The organism is Robertmurraya siralis (genome assembly GCF_005502275.1).
Taxonomy (GTDB): Bacteria; Bacillota; Bacilli; order Bacillales; family Cytobacillaceae; genus Robertmurraya; species Robertmurraya siralis.
Genome location: NZ_SWLZ01000035.1, coordinates 1 through 23,760 on the forward strand (window position 1 = coordinate 1; position 23,760 = coordinate 23,760).

At 37.2% G+C, this 23,760-nt stretch carries 25 protein-coding genes and 1 riboswitch; of the genes, 12 read left to right on the plus strand and 13 right to left on the minus strand.

Annotated features, from left to right (window positions below; translation table 11 throughout):
• Positions 1-198: 198 nt before the first annotated feature.
• Positions 199-660 carry a hypothetical protein gene (locus tag FCJ93_RS23215; RefSeq protein WP_095306209.1) on the minus strand — a complete coding sequence of 154 codons (462 nt, stop codon included), beginning with the start codon at positions 658-660 and terminating at the stop codon, positions 199-201.
• Between the two features lie 1,056 nt (positions 661-1,716).
• Between FCJ93_RS23215 and FCJ93_RS23220 the strand changes: the two genes are divergently transcribed.
• Positions 1,717-3,336 (plus strand): ABC-F family ATP-binding cassette domain-containing protein, encoded by a 1,620-nt coding sequence (locus FCJ93_RS23220; RefSeq protein WP_095306210.1) that lies wholly within the window; start codon positions 1,717-1,719, stop codon positions 3,334-3,336.
• Between the two features lie 48 nt (positions 3,337-3,384).
• On the opposite strand, the gene FCJ93_RS23225 is transcribed toward FCJ93_RS23220, so the two are convergent.
• Entirely contained in the window at positions 3,385-4,017 is a 633-nt protein-coding gene (locus tag FCJ93_RS23225) for an HAD family hydrolase (RefSeq protein WP_095306211.1), read from the minus strand.
• Positions 4,018-4,278: 261 nt separating this feature from the next.
• Here FCJ93_RS23225 and FCJ93_RS23230 point away from each other — a divergent pair, with 261 nt between their 5' ends.
• Both FCJ93_RS23230 and clpP read left to right on the plus strand, forming a co-directional pair.
• On the plus strand, positions 4,279-4,962 hold the full coding sequence (locus FCJ93_RS23230) for a sigma-70 family RNA polymerase sigma factor (RefSeq protein ID WP_170211394.1): 684 nt from the start codon (positions 4,279-4,281) through the stop codon (positions 4,960-4,962).
• A gap of 19 nt (positions 4,963-4,981) precedes the next feature.
• Positions 4,982-5,560, plus strand: coding sequence for an ATP-dependent Clp endopeptidase proteolytic subunit ClpP (clpP, locus tag FCJ93_RS23235; RefSeq protein ID WP_095306213.1), 579 nt, complete (start codon positions 4,982-4,984; stop codon positions 5,558-5,560).
• A 100-nt stretch (positions 5,561-5,660) separates the two neighbouring features.
• On the opposite strand, the gene FCJ93_RS23240 is transcribed toward clpP, so the two are convergent.
• A complete protein-coding gene (locus tag FCJ93_RS23240) occupies positions 5,661-5,798 on the minus strand; it encodes a YuzL family protein (RefSeq protein WP_095306214.1) in 138 nt (45 codons plus the stop codon).
• A gap of 139 nt (positions 5,799-5,937) precedes the next feature.
• Between FCJ93_RS23240 and FCJ93_RS23245 the strand changes: the two genes are divergently transcribed.
• From FCJ93_RS23245 to pflA, 4 genes are all read left to right on the plus strand, one after another.
• Positions 5,938-6,180, plus strand: a complete 243-nt coding sequence (locus tag FCJ93_RS23245) for a YkuS family protein (RefSeq protein ID WP_095306215.1) — start codon at positions 5,938-5,940, stop codon at positions 6,178-6,180.
• Positions 6,181-6,396: 216 nt separating this feature from the next.
• Positions 6,397-6,843, plus strand: a complete 447-nt coding sequence (locus FCJ93_RS23250; protein WP_095306216.1) for a cupredoxin domain-containing protein — start codon at positions 6,397-6,399, stop codon at positions 6,841-6,843.
• 377 nt (positions 6,844-7,220) lie between these two features.
• Positions 7,221-9,446, plus strand: a complete 2,226-nt coding sequence (gene pflB, locus FCJ93_RS23255; RefSeq protein WP_095306345.1) for a formate C-acetyltransferase — start codon at positions 7,221-7,223, stop codon at positions 9,444-9,446.
• A 96-nt stretch (positions 9,447-9,542) separates the two neighbouring features.
• The gene (gene pflA / locus FCJ93_RS23260; protein ID WP_095306217.1) at positions 9,543-10,277 is read left to right on the plus strand and encodes a pyruvate formate-lyase-activating protein; all 735 of its coding nucleotides are present in this window, start codon (positions 9,543-9,545) and stop codon (positions 10,275-10,277) included.
• A 127-nt stretch (positions 10,278-10,404) separates the two neighbouring features.
• Here the strand turns inward: pflA and nadE are convergent, their stop codons facing one another.
• From nadE to FCJ93_RS23275, 3 genes are all read right to left on the minus strand, one after another.
• On the minus strand, positions 10,405-11,229 hold the full coding sequence (nadE, locus tag FCJ93_RS23265) for an ammonia-dependent NAD(+) synthetase (RefSeq protein ID WP_095306218.1): 825 nt from the start codon (positions 11,227-11,229) through the stop codon (positions 10,405-10,407).
• An 89-nt stretch (positions 11,230-11,318) separates the two neighbouring features.
• The gene (locus FCJ93_RS23270; protein WP_137744807.1) at positions 11,319-12,791 is read right to left on the minus strand and encodes a nicotinate phosphoribosyltransferase; all 1,473 of its coding nucleotides are present in this window, start codon (positions 12,789-12,791) and stop codon (positions 11,319-11,321) included.
• Between the two features lie 73 nt (positions 12,792-12,864).
• Positions 12,865-13,407: a cysteine hydrolase family protein gene (locus FCJ93_RS23275; protein WP_095306219.1), complete on the minus strand. Its 543-nt coding sequence runs from the start codon at positions 13,405-13,407 to the stop codon at positions 12,865-12,867.
• Between the two features lie 166 nt (positions 13,408-13,573).
• Here FCJ93_RS23275 and FCJ93_RS23280 point away from each other — a divergent pair, with 166 nt between their 5' ends.
• The 3 genes from FCJ93_RS23280 (at position 13,574) to yidC (ending at position 15,392) form a co-directional block, all read left to right on the plus strand.
• A complete protein-coding gene (locus tag FCJ93_RS23280; RefSeq protein WP_095306220.1) occupies positions 13,574-14,152 on the plus strand; it encodes a biotin transporter BioY in 579 nt (192 codons plus the stop codon).
• A 154-nt stretch (positions 14,153-14,306) separates the two neighbouring features.
• Entirely contained in the window at positions 14,307-14,597 is a 291-nt protein-coding gene (locus FCJ93_RS23285; protein WP_137744803.1) for a hypothetical protein, read from the plus strand.
• 21 nt (positions 14,598-14,618) lie between these two features.
• On the plus strand, positions 14,619-15,392 hold the full coding sequence (gene yidC, locus FCJ93_RS23290) for a membrane protein insertase YidC (protein WP_095306222.1): 774 nt from the start codon (positions 14,619-14,621) through the stop codon (positions 15,390-15,392).
• A 28-nt stretch (positions 15,393-15,420) separates the two neighbouring features.
• On the opposite strand, the gene FCJ93_RS23295 is transcribed toward yidC, so the two are convergent.
• From FCJ93_RS23295 to FCJ93_RS23315, 5 genes are all read right to left on the minus strand, one after another.
• Positions 15,421-15,774 carry a fluoride efflux transporter FluC gene (locus FCJ93_RS23295; protein ID WP_095306223.1) on the minus strand — a complete coding sequence of 118 codons (354 nt, stop codon included), beginning with the start codon at positions 15,772-15,774 and terminating at the stop codon, positions 15,421-15,423.
• Complete coding sequence (crcB, locus tag FCJ93_RS23300; protein ID WP_235879577.1) at positions 15,774-16,160, minus strand: fluoride efflux transporter CrcB; 387 nt, start codon at positions 16,158-16,160, stop codon at positions 15,774-15,776. The genes FCJ93_RS23295 and crcB overlap by 1 nt, the downstream gene beginning before the upstream one ends.
• Positions 16,161-16,615: 455 nt before the next feature.
• Entirely contained in the window at positions 16,616-16,825 is a 210-nt protein-coding gene (locus tag FCJ93_RS23305; protein WP_095306225.1) for a DUF6501 family protein, read from the minus strand.
• Between the two features lie 157 nt (positions 16,826-16,982).
• A complete protein-coding gene (locus FCJ93_RS23310) occupies positions 16,983-17,174 on the minus strand; it encodes a hypothetical protein (protein ID WP_095306226.1) in 192 nt (63 codons plus the stop codon).
• 80 nt (positions 17,175-17,254) lie between these two features.
• Positions 17,255-18,103 (minus strand): gamma-glutamylcyclotransferase, encoded by an 849-nt coding sequence (locus FCJ93_RS23315; RefSeq protein ID WP_095306227.1) that lies wholly within the window; start codon positions 18,101-18,103, stop codon positions 17,255-17,257.
• Between the two features lie 444 nt (positions 18,104-18,547).
• On the opposite strand from FCJ93_RS23315, the gene sda reads away from it, so the two are divergent.
• Positions 18,548-18,679 carry a sporulation histidine kinase inhibitor Sda gene (sda, locus tag FCJ93_RS23320; RefSeq protein WP_095306228.1) on the plus strand — a complete coding sequence of 44 codons (132 nt, stop codon included), beginning with the start codon at positions 18,548-18,550 and terminating at the stop codon, positions 18,677-18,679.
• Positions 18,680-18,759: 80 nt separating this feature from the next.
• On the opposite strand, the gene odhB is transcribed toward sda, so the two are convergent.
• A complete protein-coding gene (odhB, locus tag FCJ93_RS23325; RefSeq protein ID WP_095306229.1) occupies positions 18,760-19,977 on the minus strand; it encodes a 2-oxoglutarate dehydrogenase complex dihydrolipoyllysine-residue succinyltransferase in 1,218 nt (405 codons plus the stop codon).
• Between the two features lie 17 nt (positions 19,978-19,994).
• Positions 19,995-22,820 carry a 2-oxoglutarate dehydrogenase E1 component gene (locus FCJ93_RS23330; RefSeq protein WP_137744804.1) on the minus strand — a complete coding sequence of 942 codons (2,826 nt, stop codon included), beginning with the start codon at positions 22,818-22,820 and terminating at the stop codon, positions 19,995-19,997.
• Between the two features lie 299 nt (positions 22,821-23,119).
• On the opposite strand from FCJ93_RS23330, the gene FCJ93_RS23335 reads away from it, so the two are divergent.
• Complete coding sequence (locus tag FCJ93_RS23335) at positions 23,120-23,302, plus strand: H-type small acid-soluble spore protein (protein WP_095306231.1); 183 nt, start codon at positions 23,120-23,122, stop codon at positions 23,300-23,302.
• Between the two features lie 204 nt (positions 23,303-23,506).
• Positions 23,507-23,619: riboswitch (SAM riboswitch) on the plus strand.
• Positions 23,620-23,760: the final 141 nt, after the last annotated feature.

Genomic DNA, 23,760 nt, shown 5'->3' on the forward strand with positions numbered 1-23,760 from the left:
AGTCATACATGGTGGAGAGGATGAGGAAAGTCATCGGATGAAAAACAGGAAAAGTATTTTTTCAGCAGAAGTGTAAAAAGGAAACGAGCAAAAAGTGTAAAATTTGACTTGACGTCTACAAATTATCGGTTCTTCAAAATAAATACGCAATGAAAACACCTCTAAAGAAGGAGAAGGTGGCTCCCTTTTAAAAATCTTTTATGGAGTAGAAATTTTTCCTTCTCCAATCATTTTCCAACCATTATTATCTTTGGTAACTACTAAATAATATTTACCAGATTTTTCATCTAATTTTGTTGGAAATGACTTGCTTATATTTGCCACTCTGTTCTTATTAGCGTCTTTGTCAACATATTGATCAACACAACCATAGCTGGTATCAAATCCTAATTTACTTTTGTATAGACAATACTTCACAGATTCTCCAGGAGGCAATTTTCCAGATGCCCAACTTTCTTTGCTACCATTATAGAATGAATGCCCCTTAATAGTAGCTGTTCCTTTATTTAAACTATGAAAATTTCCATTTTCCTTTCCATCTACTCTATAAATAATGTTATAGTTATAGTTGGAAGAAGTAGCTGCAAATGCCATAACTGGGATAAACATGACTAATAATAATATACTAATTAAACTAATTGATAATATTTTAGTTTTCAAATGTTACTCCCCCATGTATTCTCAATTATTCAGGCCCGAACAAATACTATTATACCTAAATTATGTAAAAAACAACATTTTTTTACATAAAAACCAATATTTATTTTTTCTGTAGTTGAAACTTGTCCTTAACACTTTCATCCAATTTTAAGAGAGCAATATGGAAAACTAGATTAGACCTTTACTCGACATAAAAAAAGAGAGCCGGAAAATTGATTTCAGGGTTTCTTTGATAACTTTTAATTATCTATTCCTTATATTTTGTACGATTTGATTGCTTTCTCAGCTGTAAGTCTTCATTGTAAAAAATGTATCCGCTATAAACTTCTGAAAGATGAATGAAGAGCTCTATATTATCTATTAGTTCAAACACATCTAAAATTTTAACGAGTTTCACAATTATTGCCCTCATCTTCAGCATTCAAAATATGTACCTGAATGAGCTCTCATTAGAGTAAAAATTATTGTGGGCAGGATTTAACCTCTTTATTTGGTGAACATCTAGATCGAAATGATTATTATGACAGAGAGAAAGGTGGATATGTTTTCTTACTTGACGTTATATCTAGAATTTGAAGGGGTTGGTGAATTTAGGCCATTTATATAGAAGTAGCTACGTTAGAGTTGGCCATAACGAAGCCATCTTACTAAAAGGGCAGCCAATACACTTGAAACTCTTTTAGGCTATAGGGTCATGAGTCACGAGGCTATACGTCAGCACCCGTTACAGATTGAAACGATTCAAAAAGAGCGTGAACCATTGCTTTCTCCTTTCTTATTCGTGTCCTGCTCAATTGCGGGGTTTTTTGGGTTGATTGCGGCTGTTTGACCTTAAAGTGCTCACAAATGCTTGACTCAAACTATAAAAACTGTCCCCTTTAACTTTCTCTAGAAATAAGGTACAATACAGCAAGGTACAGTAGTAAAATAACTGTATTTTTATTAATTCAACGTATTTTTAAGCTAAAATGAGCCAAAATGCATCGTCAAACATAACCTTATCTTAAAAACTAAGAAACGTTGAAATGCTTATAATGCTAATTTGGAGGATCGTAAATGATAACTGTAACGGATGTAAGTTTGCGATATGGTGATCGCAAGCTTTTTGAAGATGTGAATATCAAGTTTACACCTGGAAACTGTTATGGCCTTATCGGGGCGAATGGTGCAGGTAAATCAACTTTTTTAAAAATATTGTCAGGTGAAATTGAAGCACAAACAGGGAGCGTTCATTTAGGCCCTGGTGAAAGGCTTGCTGTTTTAAAGCAGAACCACTTTGAATATGAAGAGGAAGAAGTTTTAAAAGTTGTTATTATGGGGCACACTCGCCTTTATGAAGTCATGCAAGAAAAAGATGCTATTTATATGAAAGCTGAATTCACAGACGAGGATGGGATTAAAGCAGCTGAATTAGAAGGTGAATTTGCCGAGTTAAATGGTTGGGAAGCTGAGTCAGAAGCAGCAATACTTCTTAAAGGACTGGGAATTGAAGAAGAACTTCATACAAAAAAGATGGCTGATTTAACTGGTTCTGAGAAGGTAAAAGTCCTTCTTGCTCAAGCGTTGTTTGGAAAACCAGATGTGTTACTTTTGGATGAACCAACAAACCACTTGGACATTAAAGCCATCCAGTGGCTCGAGGAGTTCCTCATCAACTTCGAAAATACAGTTATTGTCGTATCGCACGACCGTCATTTTTTGAATAAAGTCTGTACTCATATCGCTGATTTAGACTTTGGAAAGATCCAAATTTATGTCGGTAACTATGACTTCTGGTATGAATCAAGCCAATTAGCGCTGCGAATGGCCCAAGACCAAAATAAGAAAAAAGAAGAGAAAATTAAAGAATTGCAGGCTTTCATTGCTCGCTTTAGTGCAAATGCTTCTAAATCGAAACAAGCGACATCACGTAAAAAATTGCTTGATAAAATTCAATTAGATGATATTAGACCTTCTTCCCGCAAATATCCGTATGTTGGTTTTACACCGGATCGCGAAATCGGCAACGATTTATTAAGAGTTGAAGGCATTTCGAAAACAATTGATGGTGTAAAAGTACTTGATAATATTAGCTTCATCATGAATAAGGATGATAAAATCGCCCTTGTTGGAACAAATGAATTAGCCAAAACTACTCTTTTTAAAATACTAATGGGAGAAATGGAACCTGACAGCGGAAGCTTTAAATGGGGAGTCACGACCTCTCAAGCTTATTTTCCAAAGGACAATTCACAATACTTTGAGAACAGTGATCTCACTTTAGTTGATTGGTTGCGCCAATTTTCACCAAATGACCAAAGTGAAAGTTTCTTGCGTGGATTTTTAGGAAGAATGTTGTTCTCTGGGGAAGAAGTTCTCAAAAAAGCAAGCGTCCTATCTGGAGGGGAAAAAGTTCGTTGTATGCTTTCAAAAATGATGTTAAGCGGTGCCAACGTTTTACTTCTAGATGAACCGACGAACCACTTAGATCTTGAGTCCATCACCGCCTTGAATAACGGCTTAATTAACTATAAAGGCTCGATGATCTTCTCTTCCCATGACCATCAGTTTATCCAAACAATTGCCAACCGCATTATTGAATTAACACCAAGGGGAATGGTTGATAAACAAGTGACATATGATGAATATTTGGAAGATGAACAATTGCAAAAGCAAATTGCAGCCATGTATAACTAAAAAAACGGCTTTGCTCCTATCAAGTATAGGTTCAAAGCCGTTTTATGATTAACTTAACTGAATATCGGAAAAATGCTGATAAACACTGACCCGTTTATCGAAGGTAAGAAATTTCGTTACTTCATTTGGGACGATCACTGTTTTTATGCCAGCTTCAATAGCTGCTATACTACCATTCGCAGAATCTTCGATTGCAAGTGTTTCATGAGGCAGAACCTCAAGCTCCTCCATCGCTTTAAGATAAAGTTCTGGATTTGGTTTGACTTCAGATACATCATCCTTCGTTTTTATAACAGAGAAGGAATCTCTAATCTTTACATGTTCTAATATATCTTCAATCCATTTTCGCGGTGAACTCGATGCAATTCCGATCTTCAGATTCATTGATTTCGCCTTTTTTATTAAATCGGCAGCCCCCTCTCTAAGTACAAGCTGGTCTTTTTGTTCCATGATCTTGCTTTTTATCTCCATTTCTAATTCAGTAAAATCAATTGTAGTTTTCGTTTGGGAATGAACATAGGAATATAATGCCTCATCTGTTGTCCCTATTACTTTAGCAAACTCCTCTAATGGTAAATGAACTTCATATTTTTCCAGCAATACGTCTTTATACATTTTATACCACAGCGTCTCTGTATCTACTAAAGTTCCATCAAAATCAAATATGATCGCCTTAATCATTCAGAAAATCCTCCTTGTAATAACATCAAGACACTTTTTCATTTTAACAAACTCCGAACTGGTTTTGAATCGATTGTTTCCATTATACTAAAAAGCATAGGATCTCATTAGTTTTAAATAACATGCGAAGCATCCTTTCTTTTTGAGTCAAATGGATTTGAACATCTTTTTAAGCTGAACTACAAAAAAAAAATTCTGCCCATATCTTTTTCTTCCCTTATTTCGTTATTAGTCATGAGAGGTGCTAAAGGAGTGAAATGCATGCCAATGAATAGAAGTATTGTGATGAGTGAAAATCAAAAAGAAATGAATGAGTCCTTAAGAAAGCTCTATAATGGGTTACAACCATACTGCCGCTTTTTAACACGAAGCAAATGGGATGGAGATGATCTTGCACAGGAATCTTTAGTGCGAGCTGTGCAAAATTATCCAGTTTCTCAATTACATCCATCCTTACTAAAAAAAATTGCCTTTCACTTTTGGATCGATACGATGCGCAGAAAAAAGATAAACGAGGTTGAATGGATCTGCGATCAGCATAGTGAAGCAAAAGTCGACCCTTCAGCAATCTTGGAGACAGTGCAAAAGCTGCTGGAAAAATTAACACCGAAGCAGGCGGTCATTTTCTTTTTACATGAAGCGTTTTTATTTCGCATCAAAGAAATTGCTGAATTATTAAACATGACGGAAACAGGAATTAAAGCGATTTTATACAGAGCGAGGAGACGTTTGGAAAAGGGAAACACAGCAGAAAATGAACCGAATTCGTTAAGCGAGAAGGATACCTCCATGCTTATCGAATTAATGTGCCAATCTTTATTGGAAGAAGAGCCGCACGTTTTAATCGAACACCTTCCACATCTTCCTATGTTCACTCAAACGGAAGCTCTATTCAGAACGAGGCATTCTAACTCCCCTCTCCATATTTTCAGGATGGCAGCTTAAATTAAGGGAGGAAAATATTTTGACAACCATACCGTACGTCATTGAACAAACGAATCGAGGAGAACGATCTTACGATATCTATTCCCGATTATTAAAAGACCGCATTATAATGATCGGACAGCAAATTGACGATCAATTAGCCACCAGTGTGATTGCACAGCTATTATTTCTTGAATCAGAAAATCCGCAAAAAGATATCTCACTTTATATTAACAGCCCTGGTGGTTCAACTACTGCTGGTTTTGCCATTTTTGATACAATGCAGTTGATAAAACCAGATATTAACACGATTTGCATTGGAATGGCTGCATCCTTTGGAGCAATATTGCTGCTTGCAGGTACAAAAGGAAAAAGATATGCTTTGCCAAACAGCGAAGTAATGATCCATCAACCTCTCGGAGGGGCGCAAGGGCAAGCAACAGAAATCGAGATTTCCGCTAAAAGAATCTTAAAATTAAAAGAACATGTGAATCAGATCATTTCAGAACGCACTGGCCAACCGATAGAAAAGGTTGCCAAAGACAGTGACAGGGACTATTTTATGAACGCCAAAGAAGCACTGGAATACGGGATTATTGATGAAATAATTCAGAAATAGAGCAAAAATAAACACCACCCGTTATGATCTGCACCGCTAATTGTTAGCTACATTTCTAACCTTTGTGGTGCAGTCATCATCACGGATGGTTTTTTTATCTTTATGAATGACGCTTTTTAGTTTTTTTACGTGCTGAAGATACACTTTTACCGTCGAGTTCAGTATTTGTTGTCCCTTGACCTTCCACTTGACTAGAATTTAAACCAACGGTTGATGGATCTGCTTTCCGTTTTGTCATATACATAACACCTCCATTGTTTACCTTCTCATGTTCAACATTTTTTTATTCGTCAAATTTTTATACCTGACATCAGAGAAGGACGGGTGAATATTTTTTTCCGCTCTAACCCATTCTACTAATTGGAGGAGGTGTGAAGATGGCGAAAATTGGCGTGGAAGATTCTCTAACCAATATTCAAGACGCTCTTCGTGAAAAAGGTTATGATGTTGTTCAACTAAGTGAGGAGTCTGATGCGAGAGGATGCGACTGTTGTGTTGTAACAGGAATGGATTCAAATGTGATGGGCATGAACGATACAATTATCCCAGGTCCTGTTATCGAAGCTAACGGTCTAACCGCAGATGAAGTATGTGAAAAAATAGCAAAAAATCTTAAATAATACAAACGGATAACTAATTAATAGTCTTCACTGGCTGTAGACAAATTCAAAGATTTTCGAGTTTGTCTACGTCTTTTTTTTGTCTTTTTACATGCATTCCCCCTCTCCGATCACTGTTCTCATAAATTTAAAGATAAACGAATCAGTTTTTAGACAAGTTCTCACTACCGTCATGCATATAGTAGTAATGGACAACTTATAAAGGGGGTATCTCCAATGCAATTCATTGTATTGAAAAAACGTTCTATCTTATTATTTGTACTCATTTTTGTAGCAATCGCTGCAGGCTCTATCTGGCTGCTCTTCTCGAAGGAAACAGTCACCACTACTGCTCAAGGAGAACAGCTCAGAGAAATACATCTCGTCACGACTGAATTTAAAACAAAAACAGAAGATGGGAAGGAAATTGAAGCGTACCGATGGGACCCAGGAACCATTTATGTTGGCAAAGATGAAAAAGTCCTGCTTCGGTTATACGGTGTAAACGGCCATGAACATCCTTTTATTATTGAGGGCACAGATATTAAAGGTGTTGTCAAAAAAGGAGAGGAAACAACAGTAGAGCTCCAGCTTAAAGAAGAAGGAGTCTACCGTCTAGTCTGTTTAACCCATCCAGATATGGGTAGCAATGGTCCAATGATTGCCAATATTGTCGTTGATTAGAAATTATGATGGGAGGGAAATGTATTTCTTCTCCCTCTTCTACTCTTCATTGCCTCCTCTTCTTCCCTCCAATTGATTTCATTAAAACTCCATATTTTATTAACTTATATTGTATTTTTAACGTTACAATAATAGTAATGAACTCTATTTTTTATATAACAGCTTCTATAAACCGTTAGAAAGTTATAGTACAGATTCGTATTTTTTCAGTTTGCACAAAATATCAACATAGATGAAATCCTTTTGTTCACAATAAATTCACGAAAATATCATTTACATGTGATGATATTCACATAAAATCTGTTATACTTTAAATATAGTTAAATTGTATCAACTGTTATATTGACAAATAAAAATGACAGAGGTGTTTTTTTATGATGGAACAGTGGAAAGGATTTGCAAAAGGTAGATGGCAAGAAGAAGTGAATGTACGTGACTTTATTTTAAGGAACTTTACGCCATATGAAGGTGAAGACAGTTTTTTGGAAGGACCAACAGAAGCGACTTCTAAATTATGGGAACAAGTAATGGATTTAACGAAGCAGGAACGTGAAAACGGCGGCGTGCTTGATATGGATACGAAAATCGTATCTACCATTACTTCTCATGGACCAGGATATTTAAATCAAAACTTAGAAAAAATCGTCGGCTTCCAAACAGATAAACCCTTCAAACGCTCTTTACAGCCATTCGGCGGCGTAAGGATGGCTAGCCAAGCTTGCGAATCATACGGTTATGAAATGGATAAGGAAGTAGAAAGAATCTTTACTGACTATCGAAAAACCCATAATCAAGGTGTTTTCGATGCCTATACTGCTGAAATGAGACTTGCTCGTAAAGTAGGAATTATTACCGGTTTACCTGATGCATACGGACGAGGACGTATTATCGGTGACTATCGCCGTGTTGCCCTTTATGGGGTAGACTTCCTAATGGAGCAGAAGTTAAATGATTTTAATAATATGACTTCTGTTATGAGTGAGGACGTGATTAGACAAAGAGAAGAATTATCAGAGCAATATCGCGCCTTAAAAGAATTAAAAGAACTTGCGAAAAGTTACGGTTTTGACATTTCTAAACCTGCTCAAAATGCGACGGAAGCTTTCCAATGGCTCTATTTCGGATATTTAGCAGCTGTAAAAGAGCAAAATGGTGCAGCGATGAGCTTAGGACGAGTGTCTACATTCTTAGATATCTATATCGAAAAGGATTTAGAAAATGGTGTTCTAACTGAACAAGAGGCACAAGAATTAGTCGATCATTTTGTGATGAAGCTACGTCTTGTCAAGTTTGCCCGCACACCTGATTATAATGAATTATTCTCTGGAGATCCTACATGGGTAACAGAATCCATCGGGGGCATGGCAATGGATGGCCGCCCGCTTGTGACAAAGAACTCATTCCGCTTCTTGCACACATTAAGAAACCTTGGTCCTGCTCCAGAACCAAATTTAACTGTATTATGGTCCACTCAGCTTCCTGAGAATTTTAAAAAGTTCTGTTCAAAGGTTTCGATTGAAACAAGTGCGATTCAGTATGAAAACGATGATATTATGCGTCCGGAGTACGGCGATGATTACGGTATTGCATGTTGTGTATCTGCCATGGAAATCGGAAAGCAAATGCAATTTTTCGGAGCCCGTGCCAATTTAGCAAAAGCTCTGCTATACGCCATCAACGGCAACAAAGATGAGAAGCAGAAAGTTCAGGTTGGACCTGCCACTTCCCCAATTACTTCAGAAATTTTAAATTATGAAGAAGTAATGGAAAAATTTGATCAAACGATGGAATGGCTTGCTGGGTTATATATTAATACTCTTAACGTCATCCATTATATGCATGACAAGTACAGTTATGAACGCATTGAAATGGCACTTCATGACACAGAAATTTTACGGACGATGGCAACAGGAATTGCCGGATTAAGTGTTGTTGCCGATTCATTAAGTGCCATTAAATACGCTCAAGTAAAAGTAATTCGCGATGAAAATGGCTTAGCGGTGGATTTTGAAATTGATGGTGATTTCCCTAAATACGGAAATAATGATGACCGTGTTGACAGCATTGCCGTAAATATTGTTGAAAGATTCATGAAGAAATTACGCAAGCACCCTACTTATCGTAATTCTCTTCATACGATGTCTATCCTGACCATTACATCAAATGTCGTTTATGGTAAAAAGACTGGTAACACTCCAGATGGACGTCGCGCTGGCGAGCCATTCGCTCCAGGAGCCAATCCGATGCATGGTCGTGATACAAAGGGCACATTGGCATCCCTTTCATCTGTCGCAAAATTACCATACAGCTATGCGATGGACGGTATCTCAAACACATTCTCCATCGTTCCTAAAGCATTAGGTAAAGAGGATGAGAACCGCGTCAACAACCTTGTTAGCATACTAGATGGGTACGCTGTAAAACAAGGGCATCATTTAAATGTCAACGTCTTTAACAGAGAAACATTATTAGATGCGATGGAACATCCTGAGGAATATCCACAGTTAACCATTCGTGTGTCTGGTTACGCAGTAAACTTTATTAAATTAACAAGAGAACAACAATTAGATGTCATTAATAGAACATTCCACGGTTCTTTGTAAGTAATATTAGAGGAGTTGATTCATAACTCCTCTTTCAAAAATTTTTTAGCATGCGAAAAAATCGTGCTTTCCTAATTTGAAGGGAGATTAATCATCATGAACGGAAACATTCATTCAATCGAAACTTTTGGAACTGTTGATGGGCCAGGGATCCGCTACGTCATTTTCACACAAGGATGCCTTCTTCGCTGCCAGTTTTGCCATAATGCCGATACTTGGGAAATAGGAATTGGTAAGCAAATGTCCGTTTCCGAAATCATCGATGATTTAAAATCCTACTTACCATTCATTGAAGCATCCGGAGGAGGAATTACCGTTTCTGGCGGGGAACCTCTTCTACAAATTCCATTTTTAATCGAATTATTTAAAGAATGTAAAAAATTAGGGATTCATACGACAATCGATTCTTCTGGCGGCTGTTATTCCCATGCAGAACAGTTTCAAACGAATTTACAAGAACTTCTTCAGTATACAGATTTAATTTTGCTGGATTTAAAGCATATCGATAGAAAAAAACATAAAAAACTTACTGGAATGGCAAATGACCATATTCTTGAGTTTGCTAAGTATTTATCGGCTCATGATATACCAGTATGGATTCGGCATGTTCTTGTTCCAACAATCACTGATGATATCGATGACTTAAAACGATTAAGCGAATTTATCGGCACTTTAAAAAATGTGCAAAAAGTCGATGTTCTGCCCTATCATCAGCTTGGTGTCTATAAATGGGAAGCTCTTGGCATGGAGTATCCATTAAAGGATATCAAACCACCTAGTGAGGAAAGTACGGCTTTTGCTCAAAAAATATTGAACGAAAAGCTATCATAATTCAAATATGCCCATTGTCAAAAAAGAAATTGACAATGGGCATTTCTAATACTCTGTCCAGGCTATTTTTGAGGATTGTCAAACAAATTACTACCATTTGTGGTTTACATTCTTAGCTGTTCGCTAATTATTTCCACCAATGATCAAACATTGTTGCAGGGAGCTGCCTTTTATGCTCTGTTAAAAGATAACGCTCTTCTATTTTCTCTGCTACTTCCTCTGCTACTTCTTTTCCTTCTAAATAATCGTCTAATTGATCATACGTGATTCCAAGTTCCGTTTCATCAGCTTGCCCGGGCGTTTGATCAAGTAAATCCGCAGTTGGGATTTTCAAATAAATACTCTCATCAGCACCTAATTCTTTTAAAAGTGCTTTTCCCTGACGTTTTGTCAAACCTGATAATGGCAGTAAATCGGCCCCACCATCGCCGTATTTTGTAAAAAATCCAGTAACAGCCTCCGCCGCATGATCAGTGCCGATAACTAAGAGATTGGCTTGCCCTCCAATCGCGTATTGGGCAATCATTCGCATTCGTGCTTTCACATTTCCTTTGTGATAATCCCTTAATTCTTGCCCACCGACACTTTTATCATATTCAGCTTTGACAGCATCAACCGCATCCTTCACATTAAATGAATATGATTCATCAGGCTGAATAAACCTCAAAGCTTTTTGTGCATCATCTTCGTCCTTTTGCGCACCGTAAGGAAGACGAACAGCTACAAATTTTACAGCAAATCCTTCAGTTCGAAGTTGCTCAACAGCAAGCTGTGCCAAGCGACCAGCTAATGAAGAATCCTGTCCACCACTTATCCCTAACACAAAACCGTTTGCCTTTGTTTTCTTTAGATAATCTTTAAGAAAATGAACTCGTTTTGTAATTTCCTCTTTTGGCTCTATTATTGACTGAACGGATAATTCCTTTATAATTTGCTGCTGTAGCTTTCTCACATGACTCTCCTCCTTATATCATAATTCATGCTTTTTTTAGTACATCGTCCAATATTTTAAATGGGACCGAGTCCTCTATAAAAAGCTCCTTATTTTAAAAAAGCGTCCTTTTTCAGCTTCGCTTGGACTTCTTGAATGTTCTTTATTTTATTGTCCCAGCATTTTTGACTTAAATCGACTGGATATTCTTCGGGATTTAATGTTCGTTTATACTCCTCCCACAGGAGTTCAAGATTTTCATCAGCATAGCGTTGTATTTCCCAGATAGACGGAGACTGATAAACAAGCTCTCCTCCTGCAAAAATATCCTGATGCAATTCTTTTGCCACAAAATTGGTAACAAATTTACTTACATAAGTGTGAACAGGGTGGAACATTTTTAACGGTTCTTCTTCCTGCGGATTTTCGTCCTCTAAGGCAATATAATCCCCTTCTGATTTATGATTGATACTATTGATAATGCGATATACTCTTTTTAAGCCAGGTGTTGACACTTTTTCTGGATTACCACTAATTTTGATTGTATCCTGCATCTCACCATTGTCATCTTCTATCGAAGCTAATTTATAAACAGCACCTAAAGCAGCCTGATCGTAAGCAGTAATTAATTTCGTTCCGATCCCCCAAACGTTTATTTTCGCATCCTGTGCTTTTAAGTTCATGATTGTGTACTCATCTAAATCATTGGAAGCAACAATTTTTGCATTTGGGAATCCAGCATCATCAAGCATCCTTCTTGCTTCTTTTGAAAGATATGCTAAGTCACCGCTATCCAAACGAATTCCGACAAAGTTAATTTTATCGCCTAATTCCTTGGCAACCTTTATCGCATTTGGTACCCCTGATCTTAACGTGTCATATGTATCAACAAGAAAGACGCAGTCCTTATGACGGCGTGCATACTTATGAAAAGCAGTGTATTCATCCTTATAAGCTTGAATTAACGAATGGGCATGCGTACCCGATACGGGAATACCAAACTTTTTTCCGGCACGAACATTGGAAGTGGAATTAAAACCACCGATAAAAGCAGCTCTTGTTCCCCAAATAGCAGCATCGAGTTCATGTGCTCTTCTCGTTCCAAATTCCATCGCTATTTCGTCACCAACAATATGTTTGATTCGAGAAGCTTTTGTTGCAATCAATGTTTGGTAATTCACAATGTTTAGCAACGCTGTTTCAATTAGTTGAGCTTCTGCCAAAGGGGCTTCAACGCGAATTAATGGTTCATTGCCAAAAACAACTTCTCCTTCCACAACAGAACGGATATTCCCAGTAAAACGCAACGTTCTCAAATATTCGAGGAAGTCGACTCCATAACCGGCCTCATTTTTCAAATATTCAAGATCGCTATCTGTAAAGCGAAATTGTTGGATATATTCAATAATTCGTTCAAGCCCTGCAAAAATAGCATAACCATTTCCAAATGGAAGCTTGCGGAAGTAAACCTCGAAAACAGCTTTTCGATTATGAATTCCATCTTCCCAATATGTTTCAGCCATATTAATTTGATATAAATCGGTATGTAAAGTTAAGCTATCATCACGATAGTGGTTACTCATAAACTTTGTCCTTCCTTCTTCTCCAATTCGATTGCCAAATGACATATATGAAGCAATCGATTCATCGTTAAAACTATACGATTTTACCATTTAAACAACCTTTAATATGTTCCAACGCCCACCTATGTCCTACCTCATTAAAACTTGCAACAGCATTTTCATGGACAGTTATATTAAAACCTTTATTATATGCATCAACAGCAGTGTGCAAAACACAAATATCTGTACAAACACCAACTAAATGTAGTTCTGTAATTGCTCTTTCTCTTAATTTAATTTCAAGATCAGTTCCCGCAAAGGCGCTATATCTAGTCTTATCCATCCAATAAACACTTTCAAGCTCTTTGTTATCATGATAGAGTTTTTCTAAACTTCCGAACAAATCACGACCACTTGTACCTTCAATATTATGTGGCGGGAATAGCTTCGTTTCTGGATGATAACGGTCATCTCTTTTATGTAAATCGATAGCAAAAACAACCAATTCACCTTGGTTAATAAAATTCTCTGTTATTTTTGTAATTTCTCCTTCTATTTTCTCGCCGGGCTCTCCACAAGGTAAAGCTCCAGTGACAAAGTCAACAGTATAATCGATATTTATTAACGCTTTTTTCAAAGCTTTCCCTCCCCAATCATGTTTTGTAAATCATTTTAACGTATTTAAGAAGTTTTCACAATCATTCCTGACTAACGATAATTGGATTGACAAATATTTCTGTAAACCTTATAGTCTATATGTAAACCAAAATTAAAAACAAGTTAACATTTGAAAGGAGCATATGATGAATAAGGAACAAATCAAATTAAGATCGATGATTTTAACTGCTCTTTTTGCAGCAATCATTGGAATTATGGCACAGTTAACCATTCCGCTCCCACTTGTTCCCATTACTGGACAAACATTAGCAATTGGGCTGGCCGCAACTATTTTAGGTTCAAAATATGGAACTTTATCGGTTCTCTTGTATTTAGTAATTGGTTCTGCAGGAGTACCTGTTTTTGCTGAGTTCTCAGCAGGAATTTCAAAACTTATCGGACCGACAGGGGGATTTTTAGTTGGATTTCTTCCTGCCACTTTTATCATGGGCATATATTTAGAAAAGCTAGGCTTTACTTTTAAACATGCACTTATCGCTAATATAATCGGGATGCTCATCACCTTATTTTTTGGGACAATATGGTTAAAGATTTCAGCAGCTTTATCTTGGACTGCTGCTTTTACCAGTGGCTTTATACCGTTTTTGTTAGTTGGAATGATCAAAGCTGGACTTGCTTCATGGCTCGGCGTTCTTATTAGAAAACGATTGATTCAAGCGAAACTGCTTTTTACAGCAAAAACGGATATACAGCGCTCTCTTTAACGATTGAGCAGATTAACATTAAAGAGGAATAAACGCATGACCAAAATAAAGCATGAAACCTTTTCTAAAGTAAATCGTATAAATAGTTAAGTTGCATTTACATCTTTCACCTCTTATACTGAAAGATGGTGCTTCCAATTATCGAGGTGAACTTATGCTAGAATCCTTGTTTGATTTTATTAGCCTTTCGGCACTTTATACGATGTATGCCGGCTTATTCCTTATATTGCTCGATCTAATATGGATCTGGAATATCGAATATCAATTTATCGCTTCCCATCAACTAGATAATGAACATGGATTGCTTCCTGTTGACACCCATTTTTTCAATGCAAATCCATCCTTTCATTATATCTTGATTTGGGTTATGAGATATATTAGAAAAAAAACAGGAGCCCCAGATGAGGACGACAGTCATGCTATTTCATTATTCATAGCAGACTAGTACTCATACTGGAGGTTCAGAATGAAATATAAATTAAAAATATTGATTGTATTATTGTTTACGGTTATTTTTTTATCAGCTTGTTCTGCCCAGAACGGAAATAATGTAGGTTTCTTTCACACTTTTGTTGTGTTGCCTTTTGAAAATTTAATTCATACTACGGCCAATTTATTTGGAGGAAATTTCGGTTTATCGATTATTTTTATCACATTGATTATTCGCCTTATCCTTATGCCAATGATGCTTAAACAAACAAAAAAACAGCGGTCCATGAAAATAAAAATGGATGCGATGAAACCAGAGCTTGATGCCATTCAAACAAAGCTAAAGAAAACAAAAGACGTGGCTGAACAGCAAAAGCTTCAGCAGGAAATGTTTGCTCTATATAAAAAACATAATGTTAATCCATTATCGATAGGATGCTTGCCGCTCTTGATTCAAATGCCTATTTTGATCGGATTCTATTATGCAATAAGAGGTTCTGCTGAAATAGCCAGCCATTCTTTCTTATGGTTCAGCCTTGGACAACCGGACATTTGGCTAACAGCGATTGCTGGTATTGTTTACTATTTGCAGTTTAAAGTTTCCTTAGCAAATATGCCGAAAGAACAGCAAAAGCAAATGAAAATAATGGGATTACTTTCACCTGTCATGATCGTTTTTGTTTCATTAAATGCTCCTGCTGCTCTTCCTCTTTATTGGGCGATTGGTGGAAGCTTTCTAATTGTTCAAACATTAATAGCTAAATATTTATATAAAAAAGAGGAATCGATTGCTGTCACAAATCAACAATAAATTAAGAGGGTGTCTTTCAGACACCCTCTTAATTTATTGCCAGGAAATAGCCATAAAAAGCCAACAGCACACCAATTAGGTACGTAATTCCTAAATAAAAAACTCCTGTAAAGATGTGTTTTCCATTTAACAATTGAATGGCCTCTACATTCATTGTTGAAAAGGTGGTAAAGGCCCCCAAAAAACCAACACCAAATAATGAATATATATGTTCAGAAACTCCTGCAAATAAGTATCCAAGAAAAAATGAGCCGATTAGATTGACAATTAAGGTTGCTAGTGGCAGCTTCGTCAGCTTTAGCCTTTTTACAACATTTCCAATCCAAAATCTACTTATCGCACCGAAGAAGCCACCAACAGCAACAAATCCCCATCCGATCATTAAGAATCCACCTGCTTTTGTCCAATTTTTAACCCTGCGTATGCAAAAAAGAGACCACCAATCATACTAATCGTGACGTATAAGAGCAGAGCCATGATTGCATCATTTTCCCATAAAAATAAAACATCTACACTTAACGTCGATAAAGTAGTAAAAGAACCAATCATTCCTGTTCCAATTCCAGTAGCTAACGAAGGATTCGTCTGATAAAGTATATGGGATGTGAACCACCCTAAAAGGAAGGCTCCTAACAAATTTACTGCGACGGTACCGTATGGAAAAGCATTTCCAAAAAAATAGAGCGTTATGAATGAAACGAAATATCGCAATAAACTTCCAACCGCCCCGCCAATTCCGACATATAGATAAGCCTTCAAAATATCCACCTCTATGTTGAAAATAAAAACATCACATTTCCATAACGCAATTATTCATTCTAAATTATCATAATATATTTTAACATCTTCTAGACAATCTGTTTTCTCAATTTCAACATCTGTGAGATCTGCATAAACAGTCCTACTTGCGTTCACTTCATCTGGTTCATAGACAATGTATAAATCCATATTTCCCCGTAGTTCTTATATATTGAATCAAATTATTAAAACCATACTACTGATTTTGTGCTCATTTCATGTGAAACCATGGTTTCAACGTCTTTCAGCATGGCGGAAAGGTCCTCTGATTCCATGAAATGATCGGAGAGAACATGAGCAAAAAGTCAACAAAAAACTGCGATTTTTTATAAAAGCGCAGTTTTTTATGTGCAATTTAATGGGCATTTTATTTGTTATTTTTATTGGTCCCAGAAGGATATCGGCTTCCATATAAAATAACAACCTTACTTATGAATCTCCTCAAAATAATCCTTATAAAATCCGCCAACTTTTCCACTATTGTCGACAATAAAGTAAAATTCCTCTGTTTCATTTTTAACTTCATAAGATTGGCCGACTGTTAACGCACGACTCACAATATACTTTTCAGCATTTGTATGAATACACTTAACCATTTTGATTGTTTCCGAATTATTCCAAGTTAGATGTCTCATTCTATACTCCTTCATTGTTTATTCCTACATTATTATAGAAATATACTTTGAGTGGTGCAACTCTTTTTGATAATGAAGATACTTTTCTCAAAACAAATGCTCAATAGAAAAACAAACAGAGAAAAGAACACTGTGCTCAATTCACACAAAAACACCCTTAATGAGTAAGCTTTTTTCGTATTTTCATGATTTTACCTTCATCAAAAGTGAAAAATTCGCCTGTAAGGACATTTTTTAATGTTACATATGTTTTTTCGCAAATTGTATCTAGTCTAATGAATTCAAGAAATTGATAACATTTATTTTCGTAGACCACTTCATAATAGCGATTCTCAATAAATGTATTCATAAAGAGCACCTTCTTTCTGAGATGGTGTTACTCCTTTTTACCACCCTTATGCTTGCATGAAACATTTTTCTCAGAAAAAATTACAATTTACATCCGAGTCTGACAAGTTCTTCCTCCAATTTCTGATAATATCCTGGACTCACTCTCCCTTTAGAGCCGCGAAGAATTTCTTTTGCATAGTGAAGTGGCGGAGCCGACTCTGGTTGTTTCTTATATACATGAAAAGTTAAAACATCCGGAATCAGTGTTTCACTCATTTTCACATCAACAAATGTTGGCCGATACCACCCCAAATTAAAGCCTTCCCTATCAAAAAGATAGTATAATCCTTGAAAAGGAATATCATATAAAATCCCTTCCGTCACACCACCATCTTCAATAATATCAGCCCGTCCTCCATCATTTGCGCTAAATAAATATTTCATAGAATAGCCTTCCAGTTTACAAGCTCCTGCCACTTTTTCAAAAAGGTGAGCGACTTGTGCTTTCTCAAACCTTTCGACGTCCATACAAGATCCATAAGCAAAGTAATAAATGGAAGCTGGTTTTTTGTTTAACAGTTGATATAATTTCCAATCTCCATGTGGGATCAGTTCTTTACCTAAACCTTCCTTTTTCTCTATGTAGACAAGGCCGGAATATTCTCCATTATCCGTAAAGATTTGTGCTTCCATTCGCTCATATAAATTATCCTCCCTGTCAGCCTTATACTCTTCAAGATCATCCAATTTCGATAAAATCGCTTGATCGATTTCATATAATTCTCCATATACCTTCCCTTGTTCGGAGCGTTTCATCGCTGGGTAACCATATCCAGTATCAAATAGCTCTCCATATATCCACGCTTGTTGGGCAATAAGAACAGCGCTTTTTAATAGCGCATGATTTCCTTCATGCTTCCTTAATGTGCCGTATACAAAAACCTTCATCTCAACGACCTCCTACAACTTCAAGACTTTTCTGACATCTCTATTTTAACTGAAGAGATTCCGCTTGTCTTTCATAGCTATAGCAAATCCATTAATTCCAGAACAACTCTATCAAGCTTTGGATAAGATTTCGTCCCTGCTCTTTCTTTAAGATTGAATACCTATATGAAATCTGTCTAAGTTCAATCACTTTTATTTTCGCCAGCTCTGTCCGGATATAATAATCATAATTCATTTCTCCATCCTCCCTTATACATCCATCATATCTTTACATTACTTCCGCTACATTGGGAGTAAGAACGAACAGAGCTACATCTAAAGGTTGAAAAAATTTCAGTCTACATTATTTTTCGAAAATTTCGCGAAATGTCTTTTCAAAGCAGCAAAGATCCTTTACAATGAATAAACATAGATTTACAATCCTTTTACCTGGAGGTATGCACAATGAAGATTATGAGTAATGAATTGTTAATCGTCTCGTATCGCGATGCATTGAAGTCGGAAAAGGATAAGGAATGGGCAAAAATTTTGAAAGATGAAATTAGAAAACGTGGACTAAAGCCTTTTAAGGATTAAGAATGATAATGTATAATATTTTGGAAACAAAAAACAGCCACCGTGCACATTTTGCAACGGTGGCTGTTTTTGAATAATGCCTATTCAAAAATTAATGATTCAGGATCCTCGATAAGTTCTTTAATTCGCTTTAAAAATGTAACCGCCTCTTTGCCATCGACGATTCGATGGTCATAAGAAAGGGCGATATACATCATCGGACGATTCTCCATCCTTTCCTCATCTATGGCAACTGGACGAAGTTTAACCGAATGCATGCCTAAAATTCCAACCTGTGGTCCATTTAAGATTGGTGTGGAGAGCAAAGAACCGAACACTCCACCATTTGTAATCGTAAAGGTACCACCTTGCAGATCGGTAAGGGCAAGTTTGTTTTGACGAGCCTTATCAGCAAGCGCTAAAATGTCTTTCTCAATTTCCGCAAAACTTTTTCGGTCTGCGTCGCGCACGACCGGTACAACAAGTCCTTCCGGAGCGGAGACAGCAATTCCAATATCATAAAACTTTTTCAGAACAATTTCATCACCTTGTATTTCAGCGTTCAATAGCGGTGATTTCTTTAATGCGGCAACGACTGCTTTTGTAAAAAATGACATAAAACCAAGCTTTACATCATTTTCTTCCAAAAATTTATCTTTCCGGCGCTTGCGTAAATTTAATACATTTGTCATATCAACTTCGTTAAAAGTAGTCAGCATAGCCGCTGTATGCTGTACTTCCACTAAGCGATTAGCGATCGTTTGTCTTCTGCGGGACATGCGAATTCGTTCCACTGGCTTATCATCGCTCACTATCTCTTGCCTTGCTGCAGGCACCGGTGCTGGTGTAGCAGCCCTCGGTTGTTCATGTTGAAATCCTTGAACATCTTGAGCACGTACTCGTCCTAACGGATCAACTGTTGGAACTTGACTTAAATCAATGCCTTTTTCTCTTGCTAGTTTCCGTGCCGATGGGGATGCGATTGGGCGTTCCTTCTTTTCTTCTTTTAATGCTGAATTTGGCTGCTCTTGTATATTTTCTTCAACGTGCGTTTCTTGAACAGAGACAGGAGCTGGTTCCTTTCCCTCCTCTGAAACGATAGCAATCACTTCTCCGACATTAACAGTATCCCCTTCATTATATTTCATTTCAGTCAAGATCCCACTGTAGTCAGAGATGATTTCAACATTGACCTTATCAGTTTCTAATTCAACTAAATAGTCGCCTTTTTCAATTTTGTCGCCCACTTTTTTTAGCCATCCAGCTACAGTTCCTTCTGTAATTGATTCTGCTAACTCTGGAATTCGAATTTCCGCCACCTTAATTTCCTCCTTCTTCAAAAACGGGTGATTACTTTATCAATAATACATGCTTGCTCCATCTTATGAACATCAGGATCTCCCTCAGCCGGACTTGAACGGCGACGTCGCCCAACATAGTGCACTTCAATATTGCTTGCCGCTATTTCTTTAATACGGGGTTCAACAAATGTCCACGCTCCCATATTTTTCGGTTCTTCTTGGACCCAAACAATTTCCTTTAAATTAGGAAATTTATCCAAAATCATTTTCAGACTTTCCATTGGAAAAGGATAAATTTCTTCCACACTGACCACATGGAGCCATTCCGTATTTTCTACAGTATCTAGCTGTTCAAGAAGATTGATAATCATTTTCCCTGTTCCCAAAACTACGCGCTCGATCTTATCAGCCTTTGGCCCAGTCGCTTTATGCTCGATAATTGAATGGAATTCTCCTTTACTCAGGGCACTTGGATGCGATGCTACTCTAGGGTTTCGCAGCAAGCTTTTTGGCGTCATGATGACAAGAGGGCGTACCTCCTCTTTATTTAAAATTGCAGCCTGCCTTCTTAAAATATGAAAGTATTGTGCGGCAGACGTTAGGTTAGCAACTGTCCAGTTATTTTCCGCTGCCAGCGTTAAAAATCTTTCCATACGGGCACTAGAATGCTCTGGTCCTTGGCCCTCGTATCCATGAGGAAGAAGGATAACGAGTCCCGATTTTTCACCCCACTTCGCCCTTCCTGATGAAATAAATTGGTCAAAAATAACTTGTGCGGCATTAGAAAAATCGCCAAATTGCGCTTCCCATATAACTAATGTTTCAGGCGCAAAAACATTGTATCCGTATTCAAAACCTAGCACGGAACCTTCTGATAACGGACTGTTATAGACACTAAAAGAAGCCTTCGCATCTGATAAGCGGTGCAATGGAGAAAATTTTTCCCCTGTATTCTGATCATATAAAACGATATTTCGATGAGCAAATGTACCGCGCTCTGAATCCTGACCTGAAAGGCGCACAGGAGTTCCATCAGCGATTATGGAGGCAAAAGCAAGCGTCTCGGCTAAGCCCCAATCGACTTTTCCATTATCTTTAAATGCATCTAGGCGTCTCTTTAAAATTCTACTTAATTTGCTGAATACTTGAAATCCTGCCGGCCATTGTAAAAGCTCTTCATTCATTTTCTGTAGCTTTTCAAGAGGAACCCCTGTTTTCATCCTAGAAATTCCTTTCTCCACAGTTTCAGGTGGTTTAGGATCTCCTTCTTTTTCCTCTTTTTCCGGCACTTTTTCATATGCTTCCTGAAGTCTAGTACTTACTTCACTTTCGAGCTGTTTAAGCTCGCCTTGTGTAAGAATACCTTCCTGAAGTAATTTTTGTGCGTATAGATTCTTCACAGTTGGGTGTTTTTGAATAAGTTGGTACATTAACGGATTTGTCGTCATCGGTTCATCCATTTCATTATGGCCAAACCTGCGATAGCCGACGAGATCAATTAGAACATCCTTTTTAAACGTTTCACGATATTCACAGGCAAATTGTGCTGCGGCCAATACCGCTTCTGGATCATCAGCATTAACATGTAAAATCGGCATTTCATAGCCTTTAGCTAAATCACTCGAATACCTCGTGGAACGAGAATCCGTTCTCTCAGTAGTGAAACCAATCAAGTTATTGGCAATGACATGAATCGTACCACCCGTACGATATCCTTTTAAGCGGCTTAAATTTAACGTTTCAGCTACAATTCCTTGTCCAGGAAATGCGGCATCACCATGGACAAGAATAGCCAATGCCGAGCTTAAATCTTCTTTCGGATACCCCTTGTCTGTACGATTATCTTGGGCAGCACGGGTAAATCCTTCCACTACAGCTCCAACAAATTCAAGATGGCTCGGATTATTCGCCAATGTAATTCTCGCTTTGCGCTGATTCATTTCAGGTAATTCACGATTAAGACCAAGATGATATTTTACATCTCCTGTCCACCCAAAATTAATTCCAATCGAGCCTTCTGAAGGCACTAATTCTTTATTTGGTGCATGCTGAAACTCTGCAAAAATCATTTCATACGGCTTTCCTAAATTATGAGCAAGAACGTTCAAACGCCCCCTATGAGCCATTCCAATATTAATTGTTGAGGCACCGTTCTCAACCGTTTCCAAAATAATTTCATCGATTAAAGGAACTAATGAATCCAGGCCCTCTATAGAAAAGCGTTTTTGGCCAACGAAGGTTTTATGGATAAATTTTTCAAACTCCTCGACCTCTGTTAAGCGTTTCAGCACTTTTTTCTTTTTATCAGCAGTTAATGATGGAAGCAGACTCCCACTTTCAATTTTGTTGCGAATCCACATTTTCTCTTGATTATTATTAACATGTCGGATTTCAAAAGCAATTTTTCCGGTGTATACCTTTTTCAAGTACTCAATTGCATCATAACCATTTTTTAGATGGTGTGGAATATCCGTTGAGATAAAATGAGCTGGTATTTCCTCTAGATCTTGTTTCGTTAGTCCGTAATACTCCATTTCGATTAATTCTTTATCAGGTTCTTGATTTTTCAAGGGGTAAATATCAGCTGCTAAATGGCCATAGCCCCTGACTTTGTCAGCGAGATTGGCTGCTGCTAATATTTTTTCAATCGGTGTGCTAACTTGAATTACATTAGATTCGGAATGTGCAATCTCATTCTTTTCCAATGTAGGTGGTCCATTTTCTGCGAAGTATGCTTTTATCTCTTCGTCCACTGAATCAGGATTTTCTAAATAGGCTTCATACATCTCTATGACATATCCTAAATTCGGTCCGTGAAATCCTTGCCATACTGGTCCTTGACCATCTGATGGCTTCCTCATGTGAAATACCTCCAAAATCTTTTAAGAAATTGATCACTTTATCCTCTATCTCCTCCATTGATAAACTCAAATGTTAGAATAATATTATTTTTCAGAGGATATAACGTTTTCAAGGCTATTCTAACACGTTCATGTAAGAACTACAAAGGTTTTAACTGTGCAAACAGTAAAAACTTTTGCTAGGCAATTACCTATTGTAATAAAATTTTAACACCCGTTTAAATTATTACATCATTGGATAAATTTCCTCATCAATAGGCAAATTATGAATGAATATAAATCAAGGAGATGAACGATGCGTGAATATTGGTCGTGCAAAGGAAATAGCAGAAAGTGCTGAAGTTCATAACGTCACATATGAAGGGTTTCCAGTGATCATCCAACATGTTGATGAACAAACAAAAACAGCGAGAATTTATTCGAAGCAAAATCCTGAATATGAACAGACTGTCCCAATCTTAAACTTAATTGAAGAGGAATAAAATCAGGCTGCCCGCAAACGCTCGCTTTCTTCGTTGCTCGTCTTGTCCGGTGCTCATTACCTATTCGCTCCTCCCAAGGCTTCGCGCCTCGAAATCAAACGTTTTAACTGATTTTTTTTATTTTTGACTTTGTCTACACTCTGAAATAATTTCTCATTGACTTTATTGGTTTATTGTAGTAAATTTTAGAAAATTGAATTTAATTTCTTATCAAGAGAGGTTGAGGGTCTGGCCCTATGAAACCTCAGCAACCTGCAAGTATTTATTGCAAGGTGCTAATTCCTGCAAGTTTTGTAAATAAACTTGGAAGATAAGAAGAATGGCTCATATCCGTTATGAAAAGTCTTCTTCTTATAGAAGACTTTTTTTGTTTGGCTTTGTTATATGCCGGAGTTGATTTTCAGCTCATTTTCTCTCTCATAAGACCTTTCAATAGAAATAAAAGGGCGTGCGAATCA

Coding starts and splice junctions, on each gene's coding strand:
- FCJ93_RS23220 (WP_095306210.1), top strand. CDS start 1,717: ATGATAACTGTAACGGATGTAAGTTTGCGATATGGTGATCGCAAGCTT.
- FCJ93_RS23225 (WP_095306211.1), bottom strand. CDS start 4,017: ATGATTAAGGCGATCATATTTGATTTTGATGGAACTTTAGTAGATACA.
- FCJ93_RS23230 (WP_170211394.1), top strand. CDS start 4,279: ATGCCAATGAATAGAAGTATTGTGATGAGTGAAAATCAAAAAGAAATG.
- FCJ93_RS23240 (WP_095306214.1), bottom strand. CDS start 5,798: ATGACAAAACGGAAAGCAGATCCATCAACCGTTGGTTTAAATTCTAGT.
- FCJ93_RS23245 (WP_095306215.1), top strand. CDS start 5,938: ATGGCGAAAATTGGCGTGGAAGATTCTCTAACCAATATTCAAGACGCT.
- FCJ93_RS23250 (WP_095306216.1), top strand. CDS start 6,397: ATGCAATTCATTGTATTGAAAAAACGTTCTATCTTATTATTTGTACTC.
- pflB (WP_095306345.1), top strand. CDS start 7,221: ATGGAACAGTGGAAAGGATTTGCAAAAGGTAGATGGCAAGAAGAAGTG.
- pflA (WP_095306217.1), top strand. CDS start 9,543: ATGAACGGAAACATTCATTCAATCGAAACTTTTGGAACTGTTGATGGG.
- FCJ93_RS23270 (WP_137744807.1), bottom strand. CDS start 12,791: ATGAGTAACCACTATCGTGATGATAGCTTAACTTTACATACCGATTTA.
- FCJ93_RS23280 (WP_095306220.1), top strand. CDS start 13,574: ATGAATAAGGAACAAATCAAATTAAGATCGATGATTTTAACTGCTCTT.
- FCJ93_RS23285 (WP_137744803.1), top strand. CDS start 14,307: ATGCTAGAATCCTTGTTTGATTTTATTAGCCTTTCGGCACTTTATACG.
- yidC (WP_095306222.1), top strand. CDS start 14,619: ATGAAATATAAATTAAAAATATTGATTGTATTATTGTTTACGGTTATT.
- FCJ93_RS23295 (WP_095306223.1), bottom strand. CDS start 15,774: ATGATCGGATGGGGATTTGTTGCTGTTGGTGGCTTCTTCGGTGCGATA.
- FCJ93_RS23305 (WP_095306225.1), bottom strand. CDS start 16,825: ATGAGACATCTAACTTGGAATAATTCGGAAACAATCAAAATGGTTAAG.
- FCJ93_RS23310 (WP_095306226.1), bottom strand. CDS start 17,174: ATGAATACATTTATTGAGAATCGCTATTATGAAGTGGTCTACGAAAAT.
- FCJ93_RS23315 (WP_095306227.1), bottom strand. CDS start 18,103: ATGAAGGTTTTTGTATACGGCACATTAAGGAAGCATGAAGGAAATCAT.
- sda (WP_095306228.1), top strand. CDS start 18,548: ATGAAGATTATGAGTAATGAATTGTTAATCGTCTCGTATCGCGATGCA.
- FCJ93_RS23330 (WP_137744804.1), bottom strand. CDS start 22,820: ATGAGGAAGCCATCAGATGGTCAAGGACCAGTATGGCAAGGATTTCAC.